The 20,381-nt window shown below is 72.9% G+C and carries 15 protein-coding genes; 8 read left to right on the plus strand and 7 right to left on the minus strand.

Annotated elements, in window-relative coordinates; all coding sequences use genetic code 11:
- The first annotated feature begins 46 nt into the window (after window positions 1-46).
- The 3 genes from OV207_RS36250 (at window position 47) to OV207_RS36260 (ending at window position 5,024) form a co-directional block, all read left to right on the plus strand.
- Entirely contained in the window at window positions 47-1,777 is a 1,731-nt protein-coding gene (locus OV207_RS36250) for an ATP-binding protein (protein ID WP_267559657.1), read from the plus strand.
- Window positions 1,778-1,900: 123 nt separating this feature from the next.
- On the plus strand, window positions 1,901-3,682 hold the full coding sequence (locus OV207_RS36255) for a monovalent cation:proton antiporter-2 (CPA2) family protein (protein WP_267559658.1): 1,782 nt from the start codon (window positions 1,901-1,903) through the stop codon (window positions 3,680-3,682).
- A 10-nt stretch (window positions 3,683-3,692) separates the two neighbouring features.
- A complete protein-coding gene (locus tag OV207_RS36260; RefSeq protein ID WP_267559659.1) occupies window positions 3,693-5,024 on the plus strand; it encodes a dicarboxylate/amino acid:cation symporter in 1,332 nt (443 codons plus the stop codon).
- Here the strand turns inward: OV207_RS36260 and OV207_RS36265 are convergent, their stop codons facing one another.
- Window positions 5,025-5,447, minus strand: coding sequence for a response regulator (locus OV207_RS36265; protein ID WP_193350025.1), 423 nt, complete (start codon window positions 5,445-5,447; stop codon window positions 5,025-5,027).
- A 288-nt stretch (window positions 5,448-5,735) separates the two neighbouring features.
- Between OV207_RS36265 and OV207_RS36270 the strand changes: the two genes are divergently transcribed.
- The 5 genes from OV207_RS36270 (at window position 5,736) to OV207_RS36290 (ending at window position 12,105) form a co-directional block, all read left to right on the plus strand.
- Complete coding sequence (locus OV207_RS36270; RefSeq protein ID WP_267559660.1) at window positions 5,736-7,214, plus strand: sensor histidine kinase; 1,479 nt, start codon at window positions 5,736-5,738, stop codon at window positions 7,212-7,214.
- Window positions 7,196-8,575: a sigma-54-dependent transcriptional regulator gene (locus tag OV207_RS36275; protein ID WP_267559661.1), complete on the plus strand. Its 1,380-nt coding sequence runs from the start codon at window positions 7,196-7,198 to the stop codon at window positions 8,573-8,575. Before OV207_RS36270 ends, OV207_RS36275 begins: the two co-directional genes overlap by 19 nt.
- Window positions 8,576-8,870: 295 nt before the next feature.
- On the plus strand, window positions 8,871-9,314 hold the full coding sequence (locus tag OV207_RS36280; RefSeq protein ID WP_267559662.1) for a Mov34/MPN/PAD-1 family protein: 444 nt from the start codon (window positions 8,871-8,873) through the stop codon (window positions 9,312-9,314).
- A gap of 166 nt (window positions 9,315-9,480) precedes the next feature.
- On the plus strand, window positions 9,481-10,128 hold the full coding sequence (locus tag OV207_RS36285; protein ID WP_267559663.1) for a hypothetical protein: 648 nt from the start codon (window positions 9,481-9,483) through the stop codon (window positions 10,126-10,128).
- A 462-nt stretch (window positions 10,129-10,590) separates the two neighbouring features.
- Complete coding sequence (locus OV207_RS36290; RefSeq protein WP_193349689.1) at window positions 10,591-12,105, plus strand: PAS domain-containing sensor histidine kinase; 1,515 nt, start codon at window positions 10,591-10,593, stop codon at window positions 12,103-12,105.
- Window positions 12,106-12,122: 17 nt separating this feature from the next.
- Here the strand turns inward: OV207_RS36290 and cheB are convergent, their stop codons facing one another.
- From cheB to OV207_RS36320, 6 genes are all read right to left on the minus strand, one after another.
- The gene (gene cheB / locus OV207_RS36295) at window positions 12,123-13,169 is read right to left on the minus strand and encodes a chemotaxis-specific protein-glutamate methyltransferase CheB (RefSeq protein WP_267559664.1); all 1,047 of its coding nucleotides are present in this window, start codon (window positions 13,167-13,169) and stop codon (window positions 12,123-12,125) included.
- Window positions 13,166-13,987 (minus strand): CheR family methyltransferase, encoded by an 822-nt coding sequence (locus OV207_RS36300; RefSeq protein WP_267559665.1) that lies wholly within the window; start codon window positions 13,985-13,987, stop codon window positions 13,166-13,168. The genes cheB and OV207_RS36300 overlap by 4 nt, the downstream gene beginning before the upstream one ends.
- Window positions 13,988-14,000: 13 nt before the next feature.
- Window positions 14,001-16,373: a HEAT repeat domain-containing protein gene (locus OV207_RS36305; protein ID WP_267559666.1), complete on the minus strand. Its 2,373-nt coding sequence runs from the start codon at window positions 16,371-16,373 to the stop codon at window positions 14,001-14,003.
- Window positions 16,370-18,913 (minus strand): methyl-accepting chemotaxis protein, encoded by a 2,544-nt coding sequence (locus OV207_RS36310; RefSeq protein ID WP_267559667.1) that lies wholly within the window; start codon window positions 18,911-18,913, stop codon window positions 16,370-16,372. Before OV207_RS36310 ends, OV207_RS36305 begins: the two co-directional genes overlap by 4 nt.
- Window positions 18,894-19,340 carry a chemotaxis protein CheW gene (locus OV207_RS36315; RefSeq protein ID WP_267559668.1) on the minus strand — a complete coding sequence of 149 codons (447 nt, stop codon included), beginning with the start codon at window positions 19,338-19,340 and terminating at the stop codon, window positions 18,894-18,896. The genes OV207_RS36310 and OV207_RS36315 overlap by 20 nt, the downstream gene beginning before the upstream one ends.
- Window positions 19,337-20,381: chemotaxis protein CheA (locus tag OV207_RS36320; RefSeq protein WP_267559669.1), on the minus strand; the 1,045-nt coding region annotated here is incomplete at its 5' end. The genes OV207_RS36315 and OV207_RS36320, both read right to left, overlap by 4 nt.

Here is a 20,381-nt window from a genome sequence, read left to right on the forward strand (position 1 = left end):
TGTCAATATCGGGTTCCAATAGGGTCTCCCCCCGCCCCTCTTCCTGATGAGTGCTCCCACGACTGGCCCGGCCTACGAAGCGGTCTTCGCCGCCATCCCTGATCCTGCCTACCTCCTGGATGGCACGGGTCGGTTGATGTCGTGCAGCGCCGCCGGGGCCCGGGCGCTGGGGCGTGACGCCGGGGAGCTTCCGGGACGTCACTGGAGCGAGCTGGGCCTGCCCGCGGAGGCCCTCAACGCGCTGGAGTCCGCGCGCGTCCGGGTGGTGACGCGGCGGGAGTCCACCACCGTGGAGGCCCCCTGGCCGGGAGCGCAGGGGCTGCGGCCGCACGCGCTGGTGCTCACGCCGCTGGCGTCCGCCAAGGACGTGCTGCCCACCGTGCTGGTGACGGCGCGGGCGCTCACGGAGGCCGAGGCCGTCTATTCGCGCGCCCTGGAGCTGGAGCAGGCCTCGCGCGCGGAGGTGGAGACGGCCGAGCGCCGCCGCTCGTTCCTCTACCAGGCGATGACGACGCTGTTCACCCACCCGCCGGATCCGCAGGGCATGTACACGCTGCTGGCGCATCTGGCGGTGCCGGACCTGGCGGACTGGTGCCTGGTGGATGCGCTGGAGCAGGGCCCGTGGGTGGGCCGCGCCGCGGTGGCCTGCCTGGACCCGACGCAGCAGGAGCGCGCGAAGTCGCTGCCCTCGCGCACGGAGCTGCGCGACGACGCGCCGGTGGGCCTCTTGCGCGTGCTGCGCACCGGGGAGCCGGAGCTGGTGCCGGCGGTGACGGACTCGCTGCTGCGCGCGGCGGCGGCGGAGCCCGCGCACCCGGCGCTGCTGGAGGTGCTCCAGGCGCGCTCGTACATGATCATCCCGCTGCGCGCGCGCGGCCACACGCTGGGCGCGGTGACGTTCGTGAGCTCCGGCTCCGGGCGGCGGTACGGCCCGGACGACCTGGCGCTGGCGGAGGACCTGTGCCTGCGCGCGAGCCTCGCCATCGACAACGCGCGGCTGGTGGGTGAGTCGCGCCGGGCGGCCCGCGCTCGCGAGGACCTGCTGGCGGTGGTGTCGCACGACCTGAAGAACCCGCTGGGCGTGGTGCAGCTGGGCGCGGCGCTGCTCTTGCGCGGCACCGCGGGCAAGCCGGGCGGCGAGGCGGTGGCGAAGCAGGCCAACCGCATCAACGACGCGGCCGAGCGCATGTCGCGGCTCATCTCCGACCTGCTGGACTGGGGCCGCCTGGAGGCGGGCCACCTGCCGCTGGAGCTGGGCGAGCACCCCGCCATGGCACTGGCCACCGAGGCGCTGGAGGCCATCCGGCCGCTGGCGGAGGCCAAGGGGCTGCACCTGGTGGCGGACCTGCCGCCGGAGGCGCTGCGCGTGAAGTGCGACCGCAGCCGCGTGCTCCAGGTGATGGGCAACCTCTTGGGCAACGCGGTGAAGTTCACCCCGCCGGGCGGCACGCTCGCGGTGCGCGCGGCGACGCGGGGCGCGGAGGTGTCCTTCGACGTGCGCGACACCGGCAACGGCATCGCCCCGGACGCGCTGCCGCACATCTTCGACCGCTACTGGCAGGCGCGCGACGCGGCCAGCCGGGGCACCGGCCTGGGGCTGGCCATCGCCAAGGGGCTCGTCGAGGCGCACGGCGGCAGCATCCGCGCGGAGAGCACCCTGGGCACCGGCAGCGTCTTCACCTTCACGCTGCCCGTGGCGCACCTGGGCGCGCCCGTCACCATCACGCCCCCGGCCGGCCTGCCCCTGGCGCGCCCGCGCGACACCTACGAGCACTGAGGACGGCCGGAGCGCCTCCCGGCACGCTCCTCCCCTCCAGTCCTGACGGCCCGGGCCTCCCCGGGCAGGCATCCGGGACCCCAGTTGCCGCCGTCGGTCAAGCCGTGCCATGCAGTGCGCCTTATGTCCTTCATGCATCAGGCGCTGGTGTTCCTGGCCGCCACCGTGGTCGCCGTGCCCCTCTTCAAGAAGCTGGGGCTGGGCTCGGTGCTGGGCTACCTGGCGGCGGGCGCGGCCATCGGGCCCCATGGCGCGGGCCTCATCTCCGACGTGGAGAACATCCTCCACATCGCGGAGCTGGGCGTGGTGCTGCTGCTGTTCGTCATCGGGCTGGAGTTGCAGCCCTCGCGCCTGTGGAACCTGCGCCGGTCGGTGTTCGGCATGGGCGGCGCGCAGGTGGTGCTGACGGGCCTGCTGCTGGCGGGCGCGGGCCGGGCGCTGGGCCTGTCCTGGGGCGCGGCCATCATCGCCGGCTTCGGCCTGTCGCTGTCCTCCACCGCGTTCGCGCTCCAGTTGCTGGCGGAGAAGAACCAGCTCACCTCCGAGCACGGCCAGCTCGCCTTCGGCATCCTCCTGTTCCAGGACCTGGCGGTGATTCCGCTGCTGGCCGCGCTGCCGCTGCTGGGCCGCGCCGACATGCCGTCCACGGAGCCCGGCTGGCTCATGACCTTGAAGGCCGTGGGCGTGGTGGTGCTGGTGGTGCTGGCGGGCCGCTACCTGCTGCGCCCGGTGTTCCGCGCGGTGGCGTCCGTGCACAGCCAGGAGCTGTTCACCGCGACGGCGCTGCTCGTCGTCGTGGGCACCGCGTCGCTGGTGAGCGCGGTGGGGCTGTCCATGGCGCTGGGCGCGTTCCTCGCCGGCGTGCTGCTGTCGGAGTCCGAGTACCGCCACGAACTGGAAGCGGACATCGAGCCCTTCAAGGGCCTGCTGCTGGGCCTGTTCTTCATCGCCGTGGGCATGTCGGTGAACCTGGAGCTGCTCGCGCGCGAGCCCCTGCGCGTGCTGGCGCTGGTGCTGGGCCTGACCTTCCTCAAGGCGCTGGTGCTGTACGGCCTGGGGCGCGTGGGGCTGCGGAAGCCGGGCTCCGCGCTGAGCCTGGCGGTGGTGATTTCGCAGGGCGGTGAGTTCGCCTTCGTCCTGTTCTCGCTGGCGGTGTCCTTCCACGTCATGGACCGGCCGCGGGCGGACCTGCTGGTGCTGGTGGTGGGCCTGTCCATGGCGGTGACGCCGTTCCTGTCCATCGTGCACGAGCGCTGGGTGGCGCCGCGCTTCCAGAAGAAGGGCCCCCAGCGCGAGTACGACGTGTCCCCGGACCAGGACCACCCGGTCATCATCGCCGGCATGGGCCGCGTGGGGCAGGTGGTGGCCCGCCTGCTGAGGGCGCGGCGCATCGGGTTCACCGCCATTGACGCGAGCGCGGAGCACATCGACTTCATCCAGCGCTTCGGCAACCAGGTGTTCTACGGCGACGCATCCCGGCTGGACCTCCTGCGCGCCGCCCGCGCGGACAAGGCCCGGGTGTTCGTCATCGCCATCGACGACATGGCCGCGTCCCTGCGCACCGCGCAGATGGTGAAGGAGCACTTCCCGCACCTGAAGCTCTTCGCCCGGGCGCGCAACCGCGAGCACGCCTACAAGCTCATGGAGCTGGGCGTCACGAACCTGGTGCGTGAGACGTTCGACGCGAGCCTCGTCATGTCCAGCGACGTGCTCCAGGCCCTGGGCCTCACCTTCACGGAGGCCCGCCGCACCGTGGAGCGCTTCCGCGAACACGACGAGTCGCTGATGGTGGAGACGTCCAAGGTCTTCAAGGACGAGAAGAAGATGATGGAGGTCATCGCCCGCGGCCGCCAGGAGCTGGAGCTGCTCTTCGAGAAGGACGAAGCCGAGCAGAAGTCGGCCTGAGGACCCCCACATGGCTTCCGACACTCCCGACACCTCCGACGCGGCGCACCCGAAGCCCCCCTCTCGCCTCTACCTGTGGGTGCTGGCGGCCATCTTCGCCGGGGGCCTGCTGGGCCACTTCGCGCCCGCCACGGCGGTGAAGCTCAAGCCGCTGGGGGATGGGTTCATCTCGCTGGTGAAGATGCTCATCTCCCCGGTCATCTTCCTGACCGTGGTGCTGGGCGTCGCCAACGTGGCGGACATGAAGAAGGTGGGCCGCGTGGGCGGCAAGGCGCTGCTCTACTTCGAGGTCGTCTCCACGTTCGCGCTCATCATTGGCGCCGTGGTGGTGACGGTGCTCAAGCCGGGGGCGGGCTTCAACGTGGATCCGCGCACGCTGGACGCCAGCGCGGTGGCGCGCTTCGCCCAGCAGGCGCATGACCAGTCCACCATCGGGTTCCTGCTGCACCTCATCCCGCGCACCTTCGTGGACGCCTTCACCGGCAGCGGGGACCTGCTCCAGGTGCTGCTGCTGGCGCTGATGTTCGGGTTCTCGCTGACGGCCATTGGCCCCGCGGCGAAGCCGGTGGTCGTCCTCTTCGAGGCGCTGTCCAAGGCCTTCTTCCACATGATTGGCATGGTGATGCGGCTGGCGCCCATCGGCGCGGGCGCCGCCATGGCCTTCACGCTGGGGGCCTACGGCATCAGCAGCCTGGGCCCGCTCATGCGCCTCATGGGCTGCTTCTATCTGGCGTGCGTCCTCTTCGTGCTGGCGGTGCTGGGGCCCATCGCGCGGCTGACCGGGTTCTCCCTCCTGCGCTTCCTGCGCTACATCCGCGCGGAGCTGCTGCTGGTGCTGGGCACGTCGTCCTCGGAGTCCGCGCTGGTGCCGCTGATGCAGAAGCTGGAGCGGCTGGGCTGCTCCAGGTCCGTGGTGGGGCTGGTGGTGCCCAGCGGCTATTCGTTCAACCTGGACGGCACCAACATCTACCTGACCATGGCGGCGCTGTTCGTGGCCCAGGCGCTCAACGTGGAGCTCACCTTCACCCAGACGGCCACGCTGCTGGGCGTGGCGATGCTCACGTCCAAGGGCGCCTCCGGCGTCACGGGCGCGGGCTTCATCACCCTGGCCGCCACGCTCGCGGTGGTGCCGGCGGTGCCGGTGGCGGGCCTGGCGCTCATCCTGGGCATCGACCGGTTCATGAGCGAGGCGCGAGCGCTCACCAACTTCATTGGCAACGGCGTCGCCACCCTGGTCGTCTCCGCCTGGGAGAACGAGCTGGACCGCGAGCGGCTCCACGCCGAGCTGAGCGGCCAGCCGCTGCCCGCGGCGCCCCAGGTGGGCCCGGGCACGCCGTCGTAGTCAGTGCCGCACGGCCTCGCGCACCGCGGCCTTCAGCACGTCCAGGTCCACGGGCTTGTCCAGCAGTTGCCGGGCGCCCAGCCGGCGGGCCTCCTCGTGGGTCTCCGCGTCCGCGAAGGCGCTGAGCAGCAGCACCGGGCAAGACACGCCCTGGCCGCGCAGCCGCTCCAGCGCCTCCAGGCCGGTGCGCCCCGGCATGCGCACGTCGCTGATGATGAGGTCCACGGGTTCGAGCGTGCCGCCCTGGCCGCGCATCATCGCCAGGTAGTCCCCCAGCTCGAAGCCGTCCTCCACCTCCACCACCCCGTAACCCGCGCGCTCCAGCGTGCGCACCAGCAGCGCGCGCATCGCGTCGTCGTCCTCGGCCACCAGGATGCGCGGGGGGCGCGGCGCTGCTTCACTCAGGGAGGGCTCATTCGTCATCCCAGGGCGGAGGAGCACGGCGCATGCCACGGCGCCTCCCAGGCCCCCAGGCTTCGTGCCCCGCGCGCGCCGGGGCATCCTGCCCCCGCCGGGGCAATGTGCCCCAGGGGCCCGGGCCCTTAACGCCCCGTTCGCGGACGCGTCCCCCGGGAGGGGCCGCTGGCACGGCGGATGCTCTCTGTCCGGCCAGTGCCGCGGTCGCGATGCGGCACGTCCGGTATTCGTAGCGTCGCCCCCCGGTCCGTGTGTTTCCTTCCCCTCCCGCACGAACCGGGGGTTGTCTCTTCCGTGAAGCTCGCCCGCAAATTCACCCTGGCCCTCGTGCTGCTCGCCGTCGCGGTGATGGCCGGGCTCCAGGTGTTCCAGGTCAACCGGGAGCTGGCCCGGTATGAAACGGACATGCAGCACGACCACCGCCTGCTCGGTCACACGCTCGCCGGGTCCATTGGCAAGGCGTGGCAGCTGGCGGGCGAGGTGGAGGCGCTCACGCTGCTCCACCAGGCCAACCGCTTCCAGGAGCAGGTGCGGCTGCGTTGGGTGTGGCTGGATGGCGGGCCCGGCTCCAGCTTCGCGCCGGTGCTGCCGGCCACGCTGCTGCTCAACCTGCGCAAGGGCCATGACGGCTGGTTGATGGACACCACGCACACGCCGGGCGTGCTGCGCTCGTACACGCCGGTGTTCCTGGGCCGGCGTGCGGGCGCCATTGAAATCACCGAGTCGCTCTCCGAGCAGCAGCAGCACGTGCGCACCACGGTGGTGGGCACCTCCATCGCCACCGCCGCGCTGAGCGGGTTCTTCCTGCTGGCCGCGATGGCCATGGGCCGCAAGCTGGTGGGCCAGCCCGTGGAGCAGCTGGTGCAGCTGGCGGGGCGCATTGGCGAGGGCGACCTCACGGCGCGCGTGCCGCTGCGGCGCGCGCAGGGCGACGAGCTGACGACGCTGGCGGTGGCCATGAACCGCATGGGCGAACAGTTGGAGGAGACGCGGGCGCGGCTGGCGGAGGAGACGGCGGCGCGGCTTTCGACGGTGGAGCACCTGCGCCACGCCGACCGGCTCACCACCGTGGGCAAGCTGGCCTCCGGCGTGGCGCACGAGCTGGGCACGCCGCTCAACGTCGTCATGGGCCGCGCGAAGATGGTGTCCTCCGGTGAAGCGGAGGGCGAGGAGGTGGGCGAGTGCGCGCGCATCATCTTCCAGCAGGCGCAGCACATGACCGGCATCATCCGCCAACTGCTGGACTTCGCGCGGCGGCGGGCCCCGTCGCGCGCGCCGGAGGACCTGTCCCTCCTGGCCGAGCGCACTCTGTCGCTGCTCAAGCCCATGGCCACCAGGCGCGGCGCCACGCTGTCGCAGGAGGTGCCCGCGGGCTTCACGGTGGAGGTGGACGCGGGGCAGTTCCAGCAGGTGCTCACCAACCTGGTGATGAACGGGCTGCACGCGATGGGCAAGCCCGGCACCCTGCGCGTGCGCTCCCAGGTGGTGCGCGCGAAGCCCCCCGCGGACGTGGGCGGGCAGGAGCAGGCGTGGGTGCGGCTGGACGTGGAGGACGAGGGCAGCGGCATCGCGGCGGACGTGCTGCCCCACGTGTTCGAGCCCTTCTTCACCACCAAGGACGTGGGCGAGGGAACGGGGCTGGGCCTGTCCGTCTCCTATGGGATGGTGCGGGACCACGGAGGGTGGATTGACGTGAAGAGCGAGCCCGGCCGTGGGAGTTGTTTCTCCATCTACCTGCCGCCGGGAGACCACGCATGCCAGGCCGCATCCTGATTGTCGAAGACGAGCGAGAGATGCGCGTGCTGGTGGAGAAGGGCCTCCAGCGCCGGGGCTTCCAGCCCGTGGCCGTGGCCGCCGCGGACGAAGCGCTCCAGCGCCTCTCCGCCGAGGACTTCGACACGGTGCTCACGGACCTGCGCATGCCCGGCATGGACGGGCTGGCGCTGTGCGAGCGCATCGTGCTCAACCGGCCGGACATCCCCGTGGTGGTGGTGACGGCGTTCGGCAGCCTGGAGACGGCGGTGGCCGCCATCCGCGCGGGCGCCTACGACTTCATCACCAAGCCCGTCGACCTGGACGCGCTGGTGCTGGTGCTGGAGCGCGCCGTGCAGCACCGCGCCCTGCGCGCGGAGGTGCGCCGGCTGCGGCAGGCGCTGGATGCGCGCGAGGACGACGGCGCGCTGGTGGGTGAGAGCCCCGCGCTCAAGCAGGCGTACGCGCTCATCGACCGCGTGGCGGACGTGGACGCCACGGTGCTCATCACCGGGGAGAGCGGCACCGGCAAGGAGGTGGCCGCCCGGGCGCTCCACGCGCGGGGGCGGCGCAAGGACGGGCCGTTCGTGGCCATCAACTGCGCGGCGATGCCGGAGCAGCTGCTGGAGAGCGAGCTGTTCGGCCATGCGAAGGGCGCCTTCACGGACGCGAAGGCGGCGCGCACGGGCCTGTTCGTGAAGGCGCACGGCGGCACGCTGTTCCTGGACGAGGTGGGGGAGCTGCCCCTCACGCTCCAGCCGAAGCTGCTGCGGGCGTTGCAGGAGCGCGTGGTGCGCCCGGTGGGAGGGGACACGGAGACGCCGTTCGATGCGCGCATCGTCGCGGCGACGAACCGCGACCTGGAGCTGGCGGTGGAGGAGGAGCGCTTCCGCGAGGACCTGTACTACCGGCTCAACGTCATCGGCATCGAGCTGCCGCCGCTGCGCGCGCGAGGCAATGACGTGCTGTTGTTGTCCCAGCGCTTCATCGAACAGTTCGCGTCGCGCACGGGCAAGCGGGTGGTCGGGCTGTCCCCGGCCGCGGCGCAGCGGCTGCTGGCGTACGGGTGGCCGGGCAACGTGCGCGAGCTGCAGAACTGCATCGAGCGCGCGGTGGCGCTCACGTCCTTCGAGCAGCTCACGGTGGATGACCTGCCGGAGCGCGTGCGCAACTACAGCACGCCGCGCGTGGTGCCGGAGAACACGGACCCGTCGGAGCTGGTGACGCTGGAGGAGCTGGAGCGCCGCTACATCCACCGCGTGCTGGAGGCGGTGGGGGGAAGCCGGACGCTCGCGGCGCGCATCCTGGGCGTGGACCGCAAGACGCTCTACCGCAAGCTGGAGCGCGGCGACGGGGATGCCAAGGACGCGAAGAAGCCCTGAGCGGGGCACGCCGGGAGGACCGCTTGCCAAGCCTCCACGCGAGTTCTAGTCTTTCTCGCATTGCCTTTCTGCGAGTGTGACCATCATGTTGCGCTTTTCACCGCGACTGCGAACTGGACTGACACTCTGTGCCCTGCTGTCAGGTTGCTCTGGCAGCAGTGGCGCCCAGCAGGGAGGAAACGATTACGGCTTCACGGATGCTGACTCCAAGCGGGTATGGGCGCGCGGCCCCTGGGAGCGCATCCAGCCTTCGTCGGACATTGATGAGGTCATTGATCAACTCTGTCCCGCCATCATGACGCTGCCCGCGGCGACGCTGGGTGACTATGGATTGGAGTACTGCGGCGTCATCTACAGCCTGGGCCAGGGCACCTACTACGCGAGCAATCCCTCTCCCCTCGCCCAGCGGGTGCAGGTGGGCGCGAGCCGACGGAAGTCCTGCCGGCCTCCCATGCAGGTCCGGGATCCACGGGGCAGGGCCTCCATCGTCGCCGACTTCCACAGCCACCCCTGGTTCCCATCCAGCTTCTCCTCGGAGGACAGGAGGGCGGATACTCAGTGGTACTCGCTGCGGATCCAATTCGACACCCACTGCATCATCCACAAACTGGTTCCGCATGCGGACGACGACCTGCCAGGAGAAGTCTATGTCCGTGAAGGGCGGCGCTGGAAACGCGTGGGGAGCATCCTTCCCCAGGACAAGGCCTCCGGGCGCATCACCGCGATGGAGGAGCCATGAGACTTCCGTGTCCCGACCGCGAGCGCATGTCTTGAGGCCCACGCTCCTTCTTCTCTGTGTGCTGCTCGGAGGCTGCGCCTCACGCCCACCGCTTCCATTGCGCGTCCCCGCCTCGGAGGCAGCATGGTTCAAGTTCCCCGCCAGCATCGCTGCGTCGGAACAAGTCGTGGTGCCCGCGACGGTGGCCGCGGCCATCCAGCTCGCCATGGAGGACTTCCGGCCGCGCGGTACGAAGCCTCACCGAGGGAGCGATCCGGTCGAAGCGTGCCTGTATCAACGTCAGTCGTTCGACGTGCAGGCAGCGCCTTCGACGGACGGCCTCGTCCTGGTCCGCTTCTCCTTGAGCCCGGGCGCATGCATCGAAGAGGGCCCGGTCCTGGACATGGGGTCCACCTATGCCGTGGATCCACGACAAGGGCGCATCGTCGCGGTCCAGCCCGGCGCATCCCAGGCCCAGGCCGTGAGCTTCACCTTCCCCGAGGAGCTGCCCCTCCAGGGCCTGGTCCGCCTTGATGGCAACACGGCCGCCGCCATCCAGCTCGCCCTGGAGCACTTCCTGCCATGGGAGGCGCCGCCCTCCGCTCAGCCCGCGTGCCTTGACCGGCGCGACTCCTACGACGTGACCGCCGCCCCCGGCCCCGAAGGCGTCGTGCTGGTCCAGCTCACCGTCGATGTTCAGCGCTGTCCTCCGGATCCCAACGAGTCGGTAGAGGCCACCTCGGGCAAGCCCCTCCAGGAAGTCGTGCTCTACGCCGTGGACGTCCGAACGCAGCGGCTGCTCTCCATCGGGCGGCGGTTCCAGCGGCATCCCTGACCCGGGTTTCACCGGCCCCCATCCGGCTTGCTTGACCGCCCCCCGTGGCGCAGGGAGGGTCTTCATCCACTCCTGTCACAACCCTCCACCACCAGCGCACGGCCGGGGGCAGAGGGAGGGGCGAGCGGGGCGGAAGCAGGGTTTCCCCTCGGTCCAAGGCCACCCGCTTCATCGCGAGCGGAGTATGGTTCTGGACGGATGCGCCCTTCCTCCTTCCAGCCCCACGTCGGATGTCTCGCGGACGACCTCGCGTGGAATGCGGGCGACAGGAATCCACCCGACCCGTTTCATCCCGGGGGATTCTCCTCCCCGGAGATCCACCCGACCGGCTCCCCCGTAGGGGCTTGTTGGGACACCCTCCGTCCTCCTGCCGCCGTGTCCCCCTCCTGATGCCGGACACGCGCCCCCACCCTTTCGTGTTCCATCCCTAGAAGGGACACCGGTTCCCCCACCGAAACGACGATGGCCCACGTTCCCGCCAGCCCGCGTTCCCGACCTCCCGCCCCGTCCGCGCCGGGTGCGTCCGGCCTGGGCCTGCTCGCGCTGCTGGACGGACTGCCCGAGGCCTTCCTCGCCGTGGACGCCGGCTGGCACGTCACCTACCTGAGCCCCCGCATGCGCGAGCTGCTCGCGGGCTGCGCCCAGCCGGGCGACGACGCGCGCAAGCAGGTGACGGACCTGCTCGACCTGGGCACGCACCTGCGCCTGGACGCCCCCGCCACCGAGCAGCCCGCCGTCCGCTACGAGCACCGCTGGCCCGCGGGCAGCCTGTGCTTCGACGTGAGCGCGCGCCCCGTGGAGGGCGCCCTGCTGGTGCACTGCCGCGACATCACCCAGGAGTCCCAGCTCCGCCACGAACTGCAGCGCGTGGTCCAGCTCTTCCAGGCCGTGATGGAGGGCACCACCGACGCCATCTATATCAAGGACCTCCAGGGCCGCTTCCAGGTCATCAACTCCCCGGGCGCGCGCGCCCTGGGCCGCACCGTGGAGGAGGTGCTGGGCCACGCCGACGCGGAGCTGTTCCCCGCCGACGAGGCCGCCGTCAACCGCCAGCACGACCAGGACGTGCTGGAGGCCGGCCACCCCCTCACCTACGAGGACGAGCAGAAGGGCCCCGACGGCGTGCGCGTGTGGCTGACCACCAAGGGCCCGCTGCGCGACCCGGAGGGCCAGGTGTTCGGCTTCTTCGGCATCAGCCGCGACATCACCCAGCGCCGGTGGGCCGAGGAAGAGGTGCGCAGGCACTCCGAATTCCAGGAGCACCTGATGGGCATCATCAGCCACGACATCCGCAGCCCCCTGGGCGCCATCATGAACTGGTCGCGCGTGCTCGCGGCCGGTGGCCCCGCGGAGGAGACGGCGCGCACCAGCCAGCGCATCGCCACCGCGGCCGTGCGCATCGAGCGGCTGACGCGCCTGCTGCTGGACTTCACCCGCGCGCGGCTGGTGGGCGGCGTCGTCATCGAGCCGCGCGGCACCGACAGCCAGGAGCTGCTGGGCAAGGTGGCGCACGAGTTCCGCGTGGCCTTCCCCAAGCGCCACATCGTCCTGGAGCACAAGGGCAACACCCAGGGCCAGTGGGACCCGGACCGGCTGGCCCAGGTGGTGTCCAACCTGGTGGAGAACGCCCTCAAGTACGGCCCGCCGGAGGCGCCCGTGCGTCTGGTCACGCGCGGCCTGCGCCACAAGGTCATCATCGAGGTCCACAACCAGGGCCGCCCCATCCCGGAGGCCCTGCTGCCCCACCTCTTCGAGCCCTTCCGCCAGGGCCCGCAGACGACGCGCACCCTGAAGATGAGCTACGGCCTGGGGCTCTACATCGTGCGCGAAATCGTCCACGCGCACGGGGGCACCATCGAGGTCGCCTCCACCGAGGCGGACGGCACCACCTTCACCGTGACGCTGCCGCGCCGCGCGCCCCCCAAGAAGGGCCCGCCGCCGGAGCCGCCCCCGCCGCCTCCCGCGCACCAGCCCTGAGGCCGGCGCACGGGCCTTCAGCGGATGAAGCGCTCCAGCAGGGGCACCAGCCCGTCCAGCGGCGCGCTGCCCTGGGACAGGCCCGCTTCGTCCACCACGCGGGGCATGCCGTACACCACGCAGGACGACTCCGCCTCCGTGAGCACCACGCCGCCCGCGGCGCGCACCGCGCGGGCGCCCACGAGGCCGTCGTCGCCCATGCCGGTGAGCACCAGCGCCACGGCGTCCCGGCCCCACCCCACCGCCACGCTCTGGAAGAGCACGTCCACGGAGGGGTGGTGCGGGGTGCCCAGCGGCTGGCGGTCCAGGCGCACCAGGTCCAGCGCCCCGCGCCGCTCCACCTTCAGGTGCATCCCCGCCTTCGCCAGCACCACGCGGCCCGGCACCAGCTCCAGCCCGTCGCGCGCCTCCACCACCTCCAGCGCGCTCTGCGTGTCCAGCCGCTTCGCCACCGCCTCCGTGTAGCCGGCGGGGATGTGCAGCGCGAGCACCACCGGCGCCGGGAAGTCCCGGGGCAGCGCCGACAACAGCCGCGTCAGCGCCTGCGGCCCGCCCGTGGACGTGCCCACCGCGAGCAGCTTCGGGGACGCCCCGGTCCCCGTGCGCGCGGCGCGGACGGCGGCGTCCCGCGCCTCCTCCTGGACGTAGCGCGGCATGGCCCGGCCCGCGATGCGCACCTTCTCCACCAGCTCCGCGCCCAGCTCGTAGAGCCGCTCGGTGGCGAGCGCCGTGGGCTTGTGCACCAGCTCCACCGCGCCCGCCTGGAGCGCGGCCACCGCCAGTTCGCTGTCCGTGCCAGCGCTGCTCACCACCACCACGCGCGGCGCGTCCGGCATGCCCGCGAGCGCCTTGAGCAGGCCCAGCCCGTCCAGCGCCGGCATCACCAGGTCCAGGGTGATGACGTCCGGCTTGAACTCCGCCACCCGCTCCAGCGCGTCCAGCCCGTCACGCGCGGTGCCGACCACCTCCAGGCCCTCCGCGTCCGACAGCACCTTGCGCAGCACCTTGCGCGCGAAGGCCGAGTCGTCCACCACCAGCACCCGCAGGGGCACCGGCGGCGTCATGACCCTTCCTTCAGATAGAAGAACGAGCCGCGCCGTTCCTCGCAGTGCAGCGCCGTGCCGAAACGCATCAGGGACTCCGACGTACCCACCAAGAGTTGCCCCCCCGGCTTGAGCACCCGGGTGAGGCCGTCCACCACGCGTCGCGCGGTGTCGTCCTGGAAGTAGATGAGCACGTTTCGGCAGAGGATGGCGTCAAAGCTCTCCGGCGCCGGGAAGTTCGCGGTGTCCAGCAGGTTCAGCGCCCTCCACTCCACCGCGGCCACCAGCTCCGGCCGCACGCGGGGGCGGCCCTCAACGACGTCCAGCCAGCGGCCCTCCACCCCCTTGGGCAGCGCGCGCAGGCAGCGCAGGTTGTACTCCCCCGTCCGCGCCCGCTCCAGCGCCCGGACGCTCAGGTCCGTGGCCAGGAGCGACACGTCCCCCAGCACGCCCTTCGCGTCCAGCATCATGGCCAGCGTGAGGGGCTCCTCGCCGGTGGCGCACGCCGCGCACCACACCCGGGGGCGCTTGCCGGCGCGGGCGGCGGGCACCAGCACCTCGTCCACCAGCACCTGGAGCGACGGGGCCTCGCGGAAGAAGTACGTCTCGTGGACGAGCAGCGAGTCCACCAGCGCGTCCAGCGCCGCGTTCCCCCGCGGGTCGTAGCGGAGGAAGTAGTAGTAGTCGAGCAGCGAGTCGAAGCCCGCATCCAGCGCCCGCGACGACACCTTCTCCGCCAGCAGGTCCCGGTCCTCCGGGCCGTAGTGCAGCCCCGCGCGCTGCTCGATGAGCATCGCGAGGATGGTGAAGACCTGCGGGGACAGCGGCAGCGCGGTCATGGTCAGGGTGCTCTCAACGCCCCAGCGCCAGCAGGCAGGCCCTGCGCACGTCCGGGTCCTCGTCGCGGTGGGCCGCCCGGTCCAGCGCCTCGCGCGCCTCCACCGTGCCCAGCGCCGCCACCGCGGGCGCGGACGCGCGCCGTCCCGCGGGGCTCGCCCCGGCCAGCGCCTGCATCAGCGCCGCCCGCGCGTCCGCCCGGCGCATCCTCGCGAGCGCCGCCACCAGCAGGGGCGCGGTCGCGTCATCCGCCACCTCCAGCGCGGCCAGCAACCCGGCGAGCCGCCCGTCCACCGGCAGCGCCAGCGCGCCCACCACCTGCTCGCGCAGCATCACGTCACCCAGCAGCGACACCAGCGACTGCGTGGCGTGCTGCCCGGTGCGCGTGGCGAGGAAGCCCACCGCCGCGCTGCGCACGCTGTCGTCGCGGTCCCCGGCCGCCCGCAGGAGCGCGGGCAGCGTCTCCGGGGCGTCGTACTCCGCCACCGCCGACAGGGCCACCAGCCGCGTGGCCGGGTCGTCCGAGTGCACCGCCTCCAGCAGGACGGGCAGCGCGTCCGGGCGCCGGGCCACGCCCAGGCCCAGCAGGGCCGCGCGGCGCACGTCCACGTCCGTGGACGAGGCCGCCCGCCGGAGCGCCGCCATGGCGCTCTCCGTGTGCAGGTGCGCCAGCGCGTCCACCACCGCCACGCGCACCTGGCCCGCGTCGTCGTCGGCGAGCGCGACGATGGCGTCCGCGGCCGCCTCCTCGTTGAGCTTCCCCAACGCCTGGCACGCGTAGTAGCGCACCCACGGGTCGCGGTCGTTCAACCCGCCCAGCAGCGTGGAGGTGATGCGCGCCTGCTTGTCCGTCTGTCCCAGCGCGCGCATCGCCGTGGCGCGCGTGCGCTCGGATTCGTGGCTGGCGGCGGACAGCAGCGCGTCCACCGCTCGGGGGTCGTCGATGAAGGGCAGGCCGTAGATGGCCGCGTCGCGCAGCCGCTCGTCCGGGTCCCGCATGGCCAGGAGCAGCGCGTCCAGGCCGCGCGGATAGCCGAAGTAGGCCACGATGCGCAGCGCCGCCCGGCGCTGGCGCGTGTCCGCCGAGCGCGCCGCCTCCAGCGCCAGCGTCTCCGTCGCCTCGCTGCCCAGCGACTGGATGGCGCCCACCACCGCCTGCGCCACGCGCGGGTCTTCGTCCGACAGCCGCGCGAAGAGGGCCGGCACCGCGGACGTGTCACCGATGCGCGACAGCGTCTCCGCCGCCAGCGCGCGCACCATCGCGTCCCGGTCCTCCAGGCACAGGAGCACGTCCGGCACCGCCGCGGAGCGCTTGCCCACCAGCGGCAGCAGCACCCGGCGACGGGTGCTGTCACCCTCGCGCAGGGACTGGAGGATCTGCGCGTCCGCCTCCGCGCCCAATTCCCCCAGCGCCGCCGCGGCCGCGCGCGACACGCCCAGGTCCTGCGAGTCCAGCAGCTTCAAGAGCCCCGCCGCCGCGTCCGCGCCGCCCACCCAGCCCAGCAGGCGCGCCAGCGCGGTCTTCTCCGCCGCGTCCGCGCCGGAGATGACCTGGGCCAGCCTGCGCCCGATGGGGTGCGCGTCCGTCGACGTGGAGCGCAGCACCGACGGCACCGTGCGCGCGCCGCCGAAGCGCGCCACCTGGGCGTCGTGGATCTCCACCAGCGCCACGGCCGCCACGCGCACCAGCGCGTCGTTGCCGCGCTGGAGCAGGCCCACGAGCGCGGGCACCGCGGCCTCCTGGCCGGTGCGGCCCAGGGCCCGGCAGGCCTCCAGGGCGTAGAACGGATCCGCCAGCAGCGCCATCAGCGCCGGCACCACCGTGGGGTCGCCCGAGCGGCCCAGCACGTCGATGGCGGGGAAGATGCGGAAGAAGTTGCCGCTGCCCAGCGACGCCAGGAGCGCGTCCACCGCCGCGCCGCCGCCAATGCGGCCCAGCGCCTCGATGGCGGCCACCGCCACGTTGTCGTCCGAGTGCACCGTGAGCCGCGCCAGCAGCGGCACCGACTGGCGGCTGCGGCGGCGGCCCAGCACCTGGGCGGCGTCGCAGACGATGGCCGGGTTGGCGTCATCCCCCAGCGCCTCCACCGGCCCCTCCACGTCGCCGGAGGCGGCCACCAGCGCGTCCACCGCCGCGGCGATGCGCGCCTCGTTGTCCCGCCGCTGGGTCAGCACGTCGCACAGCGGCTGCACCGCCGGGGTGCCCACGCGCGCGAGCGCGGACACCACGGCGCGGCGCACCGCCCAGGACGGCGCGTCCAGGCCGGCCACCAGCGCCGGCAGGCTGGAGGCGCCCCGGCGCGCCAGTTGCTCCACTTCCTCCACCCGCGCGCGGTCGTCCGCGGACAGCGTGAGGGGGTGTTGCCGCACGGTCGAATTCGTCGTCACGCCTTCTGCTCCCGGGGAGAACGGGACGCGGCCGCGTCCTTGCCACCCAGCAGTCCGGTCAGGTGCGCCAGCCCCTCCACCTGCTCACCGTGAAGCCTGGCGAGCTGCCCCAGCCGGCCCGCCACCTCCTTCACCTCCTGGGCGGTGACGGACGTGGTGCGCGCCTGCTGGGCCGTGGTGACGGCGATCTCCCGCGAGCGGCCACGCATCTCCTCCACGGACCGGCCCAACTGCTCCGTCACCGTGGCCTGCTCCTGGGCCACCTTGGCCACGGCCGCCACCCCCGTGGCCTGCTTCGTCGCCGACGTGGCCAGCGCGGCCAGCGCCTCCGTCTGTTCGTCCAGCGCGCGCGACGTCGTCCTGGCCACCCGGCGCACCTCCTCCGCGCCGCGCACCAGCGTGTTCAGCGCCTGGGCCTGCTCCTCCGTGGCGCGCGTCACCTCCTGCGCGAGCTTCGCCACCTGGCGGGTGGCCACCTCGCCCTGCTTGAGGGCGCGGCCCTGCTCCACCATCGCGCGGGTGGACTGGACCACCTCCTTGCGCGCGCCGTCCATGGCGCGCGCCACCTCCTGCGCGGCCTTGGCCTGTTCGGCGATGCCGGTGAGCGCGCGCTGCGTGGAGGACGTCACCTCCTGCGCCACCGCGCCCAGCGCGGACACCTGCTGGCCCTGCGCCGCCACCGCGCCGCTCACGCCCTGCACCAGCTGCCGCATCTGCACCGCGCCCTTGGCCAGGTCCGTGGCCGCCGCGGCCTGCTCCTGCACCGCGCGCGACACCTTCTGCGCCACCTCCGCCAGCTGGGTGTTGGAGCGCACCGCGTCGCGCAGCGCCTTGGCCTGGTCCGCCGTGGCCTGCGTCGTCTGCCGCGCCATGCGCCGCATCTCCGTGCCGCCCTGGGCCAGCGCCTGCGCGGCCTGCGCCTGCTCCGTCGCGGACGCCGCGATGACGCGGCCCTGCTCGCTCACCTTGGCCGTGGCCTGGGCCAGCGACTGCACCGCCTGCACCTGCTCCGCCGACGCGCGCGACGCCTCGCGCACGTTCTGGCCCAGCTCCTCCACGCCCTTGAGGATGGTGCCCAGGGCCTTCTCCGCGTCCCCGGCCAGCGCCGCGCCCTCGTCCGCCGCGCGCACACCCTCCCCGGTGGCCACGGCCGCCTCGCGCGCCGTCGTCTGGAGGCCCCGGACAATCTTGGCCACGTCCGCGCTGGCCGCCGCCGCCCGGTCCGCCAGGGCGCGGATCTCCTCCGCCACCACCGCGAAGCCCCGGCCGTGCTCGCCCGCCCGCGCCGCCTCGATGCTGGCGTTGAGGGACAGCAGGTTCGTGCGGTCCGCGATGAGGTTGATGGTCTGCACGATGTCGCCAATCTCCTCGGCGCGGCGGCCCATCTCCTTCATCACCCCGGACGACTCCACGATGGACTGACGGATGCGGCCAAAGCCGGTGATGGAGCGCGCCACCGTGACGCCGCCCTCGCGCGCGCTGGCGCCCACGCGCTCCGCGGCCAGGCGCGCCTCCTCCGTCATCTGCGCCGCGCGGCGCGTGGAGGTCTCCAGTTGCGCGGACGCGGTGGCGCTGGTGGACGCCAGGCCGTTGATGCTGTCCGCGGCGCGGGCCACCGCCTGCGCGGAGCGCGCCAGCTGTTCGATGGTGGCCGCGTTGGCGTCCACCACGGCCGCGTTCTTCTCCGCCGTGGCGGCCACCTCCTCCACGCTGGCGGCCACCTCCTGCACGGTGGACGCGGTGGTGGAGGTGTGCGCCTCCAGGGTGCGCGCGTGGTCGGCCACGCCGCGCACGCTGCGCGCCAGCTCTTCGGTGGTGGAGGCCGTCTCCTCCACGCTGGAGGACATGATGGACGCGTCGCGCGACACCTCATGCAGCGTCCTGCCCAGCGACACCACGGCGCCGGACACCTGCGCCATGCGCTCGCCCACGCCCTGCGCGTCCGCGGACAGCCGGGTGATGCCCTTGGACATCTCCTCGATGGTGGCGGCCACCTCTTCCGTGGTGGCGGCGCTCGTCTGGTTGCGCGCGACCAGGTCCTCCACCGTGGCGTTCATCTCCTGCACGCTCGCGAGCAGCTCCTCGCTGGAGGCGGCCAGCTCCTCCGCGTTGGCGCTGACGCCCTTCACCGAGCGCGCCACCTCCTCCACCGTGGAGGCCGTCGCCTCCGACGACGCGGCCAGCACCGCGGCGTCCTTGCGCACGCTGGTCACCGACGCGGAGACCTCCTGCATCGCGCCCGCGGTGGCCTCCGCCTCCAGTTGCACGCCCCGGGCGGATTCGGTCATCGCGCGCTGGCTGCGCACCAGCGACTGCACCGCCGCGCTCGTCTCCTCCACCTGGGCGGCCACGGATTCAATGGCGGTGCGCACCTGTTCGCCCGACGCCGCCTGCTCGTTGCCCGCGGACGCCAGCCGCGACGCGAGCACCTCCGTGGACTGCACCAGGCCCGCGCTCTCCTCCACCTTGAGGGCGGTGCGCTCGGCGAGCGCGCGCGCGTCCTCCATGCGGGGGGCGGTGTTACCGTTGTCCGTCGACATCCGCGGTCTCCTCCCCCATCACCCGGGGGAAATCGATGAGCATCACCAGCCGGGGGCCCACCTGCGCCACGGCCTTCACGTAACCCTTCGCGCGCTCCACCACCATGGGCGGAGGCGGCTGGATGGTGCGCGGGTCCAACTTCACGACTTCGCGCGCGCTGTCCACGAGCAACCCCACCGTGCGCTCACCCAGCTGCCCCACCACCACCCGTGAATCCAGCGTGGCCGTGGTGGCCGGCAGCCCGAAGCGGGCGCGCGCGTCCACCACCGGGATGACCCGGCCCCGCACCTGCACCAGCCCCGCCACGTGCGCGGGGGCCCCCGGCACCGGCGTGGCGCCGGTGAAGGACTCCATCTGCACCACGTCCGCCGCGGGCATCGCGTACTCCGTCCCGTCCACCTTGAACAACACGTGCAGCACGCTCATGACGCCCACCCTCCCGACTGCGCGGCGCCCACCCCGCGGCCCACGCGGGCCGCGCCCAGCGCGCCCAGGTCCAGCACCAGCGTGGGCTGGCCATCCCCCAGGTCCGTGGCGCCCGCCACGCCCGGCACGCGCACCAGCGGATCCTCCAGCGGCCGCAGGACGATCTCCTGCTGTCCCAGCAGCCGGTCCACCGCGAACGCCACGGGCTCACCGCGCTGCCGCACGATGAGCGCCTTGGTGCCGCGGGGGCCCGCCGCCTGCGCGGGCGCCGTCCGCTCCAGCAGCCGCTCCAGCGACACCAGCGGCACCGCCGCGCCCCGCCGCTCCACCAGCCCCAGGCCGTCCGCGCCCGCGGGCCGCACCACCTTCAGCGCGTCCACGTCGATGAGCTCCTCCACCGTGCCCACGGCCACCGCGTACTTGAGGCCCGCGCATTCGAAGACGATGGCGTCCACCAGCGTCACGGTGAGCGGCACGCGCAGCGTGAAGGTGGTGCCCGCGCCCTTGCGCGTCTCCATGCGCAGCTCGCCGCCCAGCTGCTCCACGACGATGCGCCGCACGATGTCCATCCCCATGCCCCGGCCACTGGTGCGCGTGGCCTCCTGGCGCGTGGACAGGCCGGGCCGGCACAGCAGGTCCAGCAGCCCGTCCACCGACTCCGGCACGGGCGCGTTCGCGGCCTTCGCCACCGCCTTCGCGTCCACGCCCCGGCCGTCGTCGCGCAGGGTGATTTCAAGCTGGCCGCTGGAGCGCGCGTGGCAGCCCAGGCGCACCAGGCCCTCCGGGGGCTTGCCCGCGGACACCCGCTCCTCCGGCAGCTCCAGCGCGTGGTCCACGGCGTTGCGCACCAGGTGCACCAGCGCCGGCATCAGCCGGTCCGCCACGGCCTTGTCCAGCTCCGCGTCGCCCACCTCCAGCTCCAGCCGCACCGCCTTGCCGGTGGTGCGCCGCAGGCCGCGCACCAGCAGGGGCAGCCGCTCCAGCACGTCCCCCACGCGCACCATGCGCAGGCGCAGGATGGCCGAGCGCAGGTCGCGCAGC

This window comes from Corallococcus sp. BB11-1, from assembly GCF_026626625.1.
GTDB classification, from domain to species: Bacteria; Myxococcota; Myxococcia; order Myxococcales; family Myxococcaceae; genus Corallococcus; species Corallococcus soli.

Bases quoted from the DNA above. Each gene is read 5' to 3' on its own strand.
- OV207_RS36275 (WP_267559661.1), top strand. From the start codon at position 7,196: ATGCCAGGCCGCATCCTGATTGTCGAAGACGAGCGAGAGATGCGCGTG.
- OV207_RS36250 (WP_267559657.1), top strand. From the start codon at position 47: ATGAGTGCTCCCACGACTGGCCCGGCCTACGAAGCGGTCTTCGCCGCC.
- OV207_RS36255 (WP_267559658.1), top strand. From the start codon at position 1,901: ATGTCCTTCATGCATCAGGCGCTGGTGTTCCTGGCCGCCACCGTGGTC.
- OV207_RS36290 (WP_193349689.1), top strand. From the start codon at position 10,591: ATGGCCCACGTTCCCGCCAGCCCGCGTTCCCGACCTCCCGCCCCGTCC.
- OV207_RS36280 (WP_267559662.1), top strand. From the start codon at position 8,871: ATGACGCTGCCCGCGGCGACGCTGGGTGACTATGGATTGGAGTACTGC.
- OV207_RS36260 (WP_267559659.1), top strand. From the start codon at position 3,693: ATGGCTTCCGACACTCCCGACACCTCCGACGCGGCGCACCCGAAGCCC.
- OV207_RS36265 (WP_193350025.1), bottom strand. From the start codon at position 5,447: ATGACGAATGAGCCCTCCCTGAGTGAAGCAGCGCCGCGCCCCCCGCGC.
- OV207_RS36310 (WP_267559667.1), bottom strand. From the start codon at position 18,913: ATGTCGACGGACAACGGTAACACCGCCCCCCGCATGGAGGACGCGCGC.
- cheB (WP_267559664.1), bottom strand. From the start codon at position 13,169: ATGACGCCGCCGGTGCCCCTGCGGGTGCTGGTGGTGGACGACTCGGCC.
- OV207_RS36315 (WP_267559668.1), bottom strand. From the start codon at position 19,340: ATGAGCGTGCTGCACGTGTTGTTCAAGGTGGACGGGACGGAGTACGCG.
- OV207_RS36300 (WP_267559665.1), bottom strand. From the start codon at position 13,987: ATGACCGCGCTGCCGCTGTCCCCGCAGGTCTTCACCATCCTCGCGATG.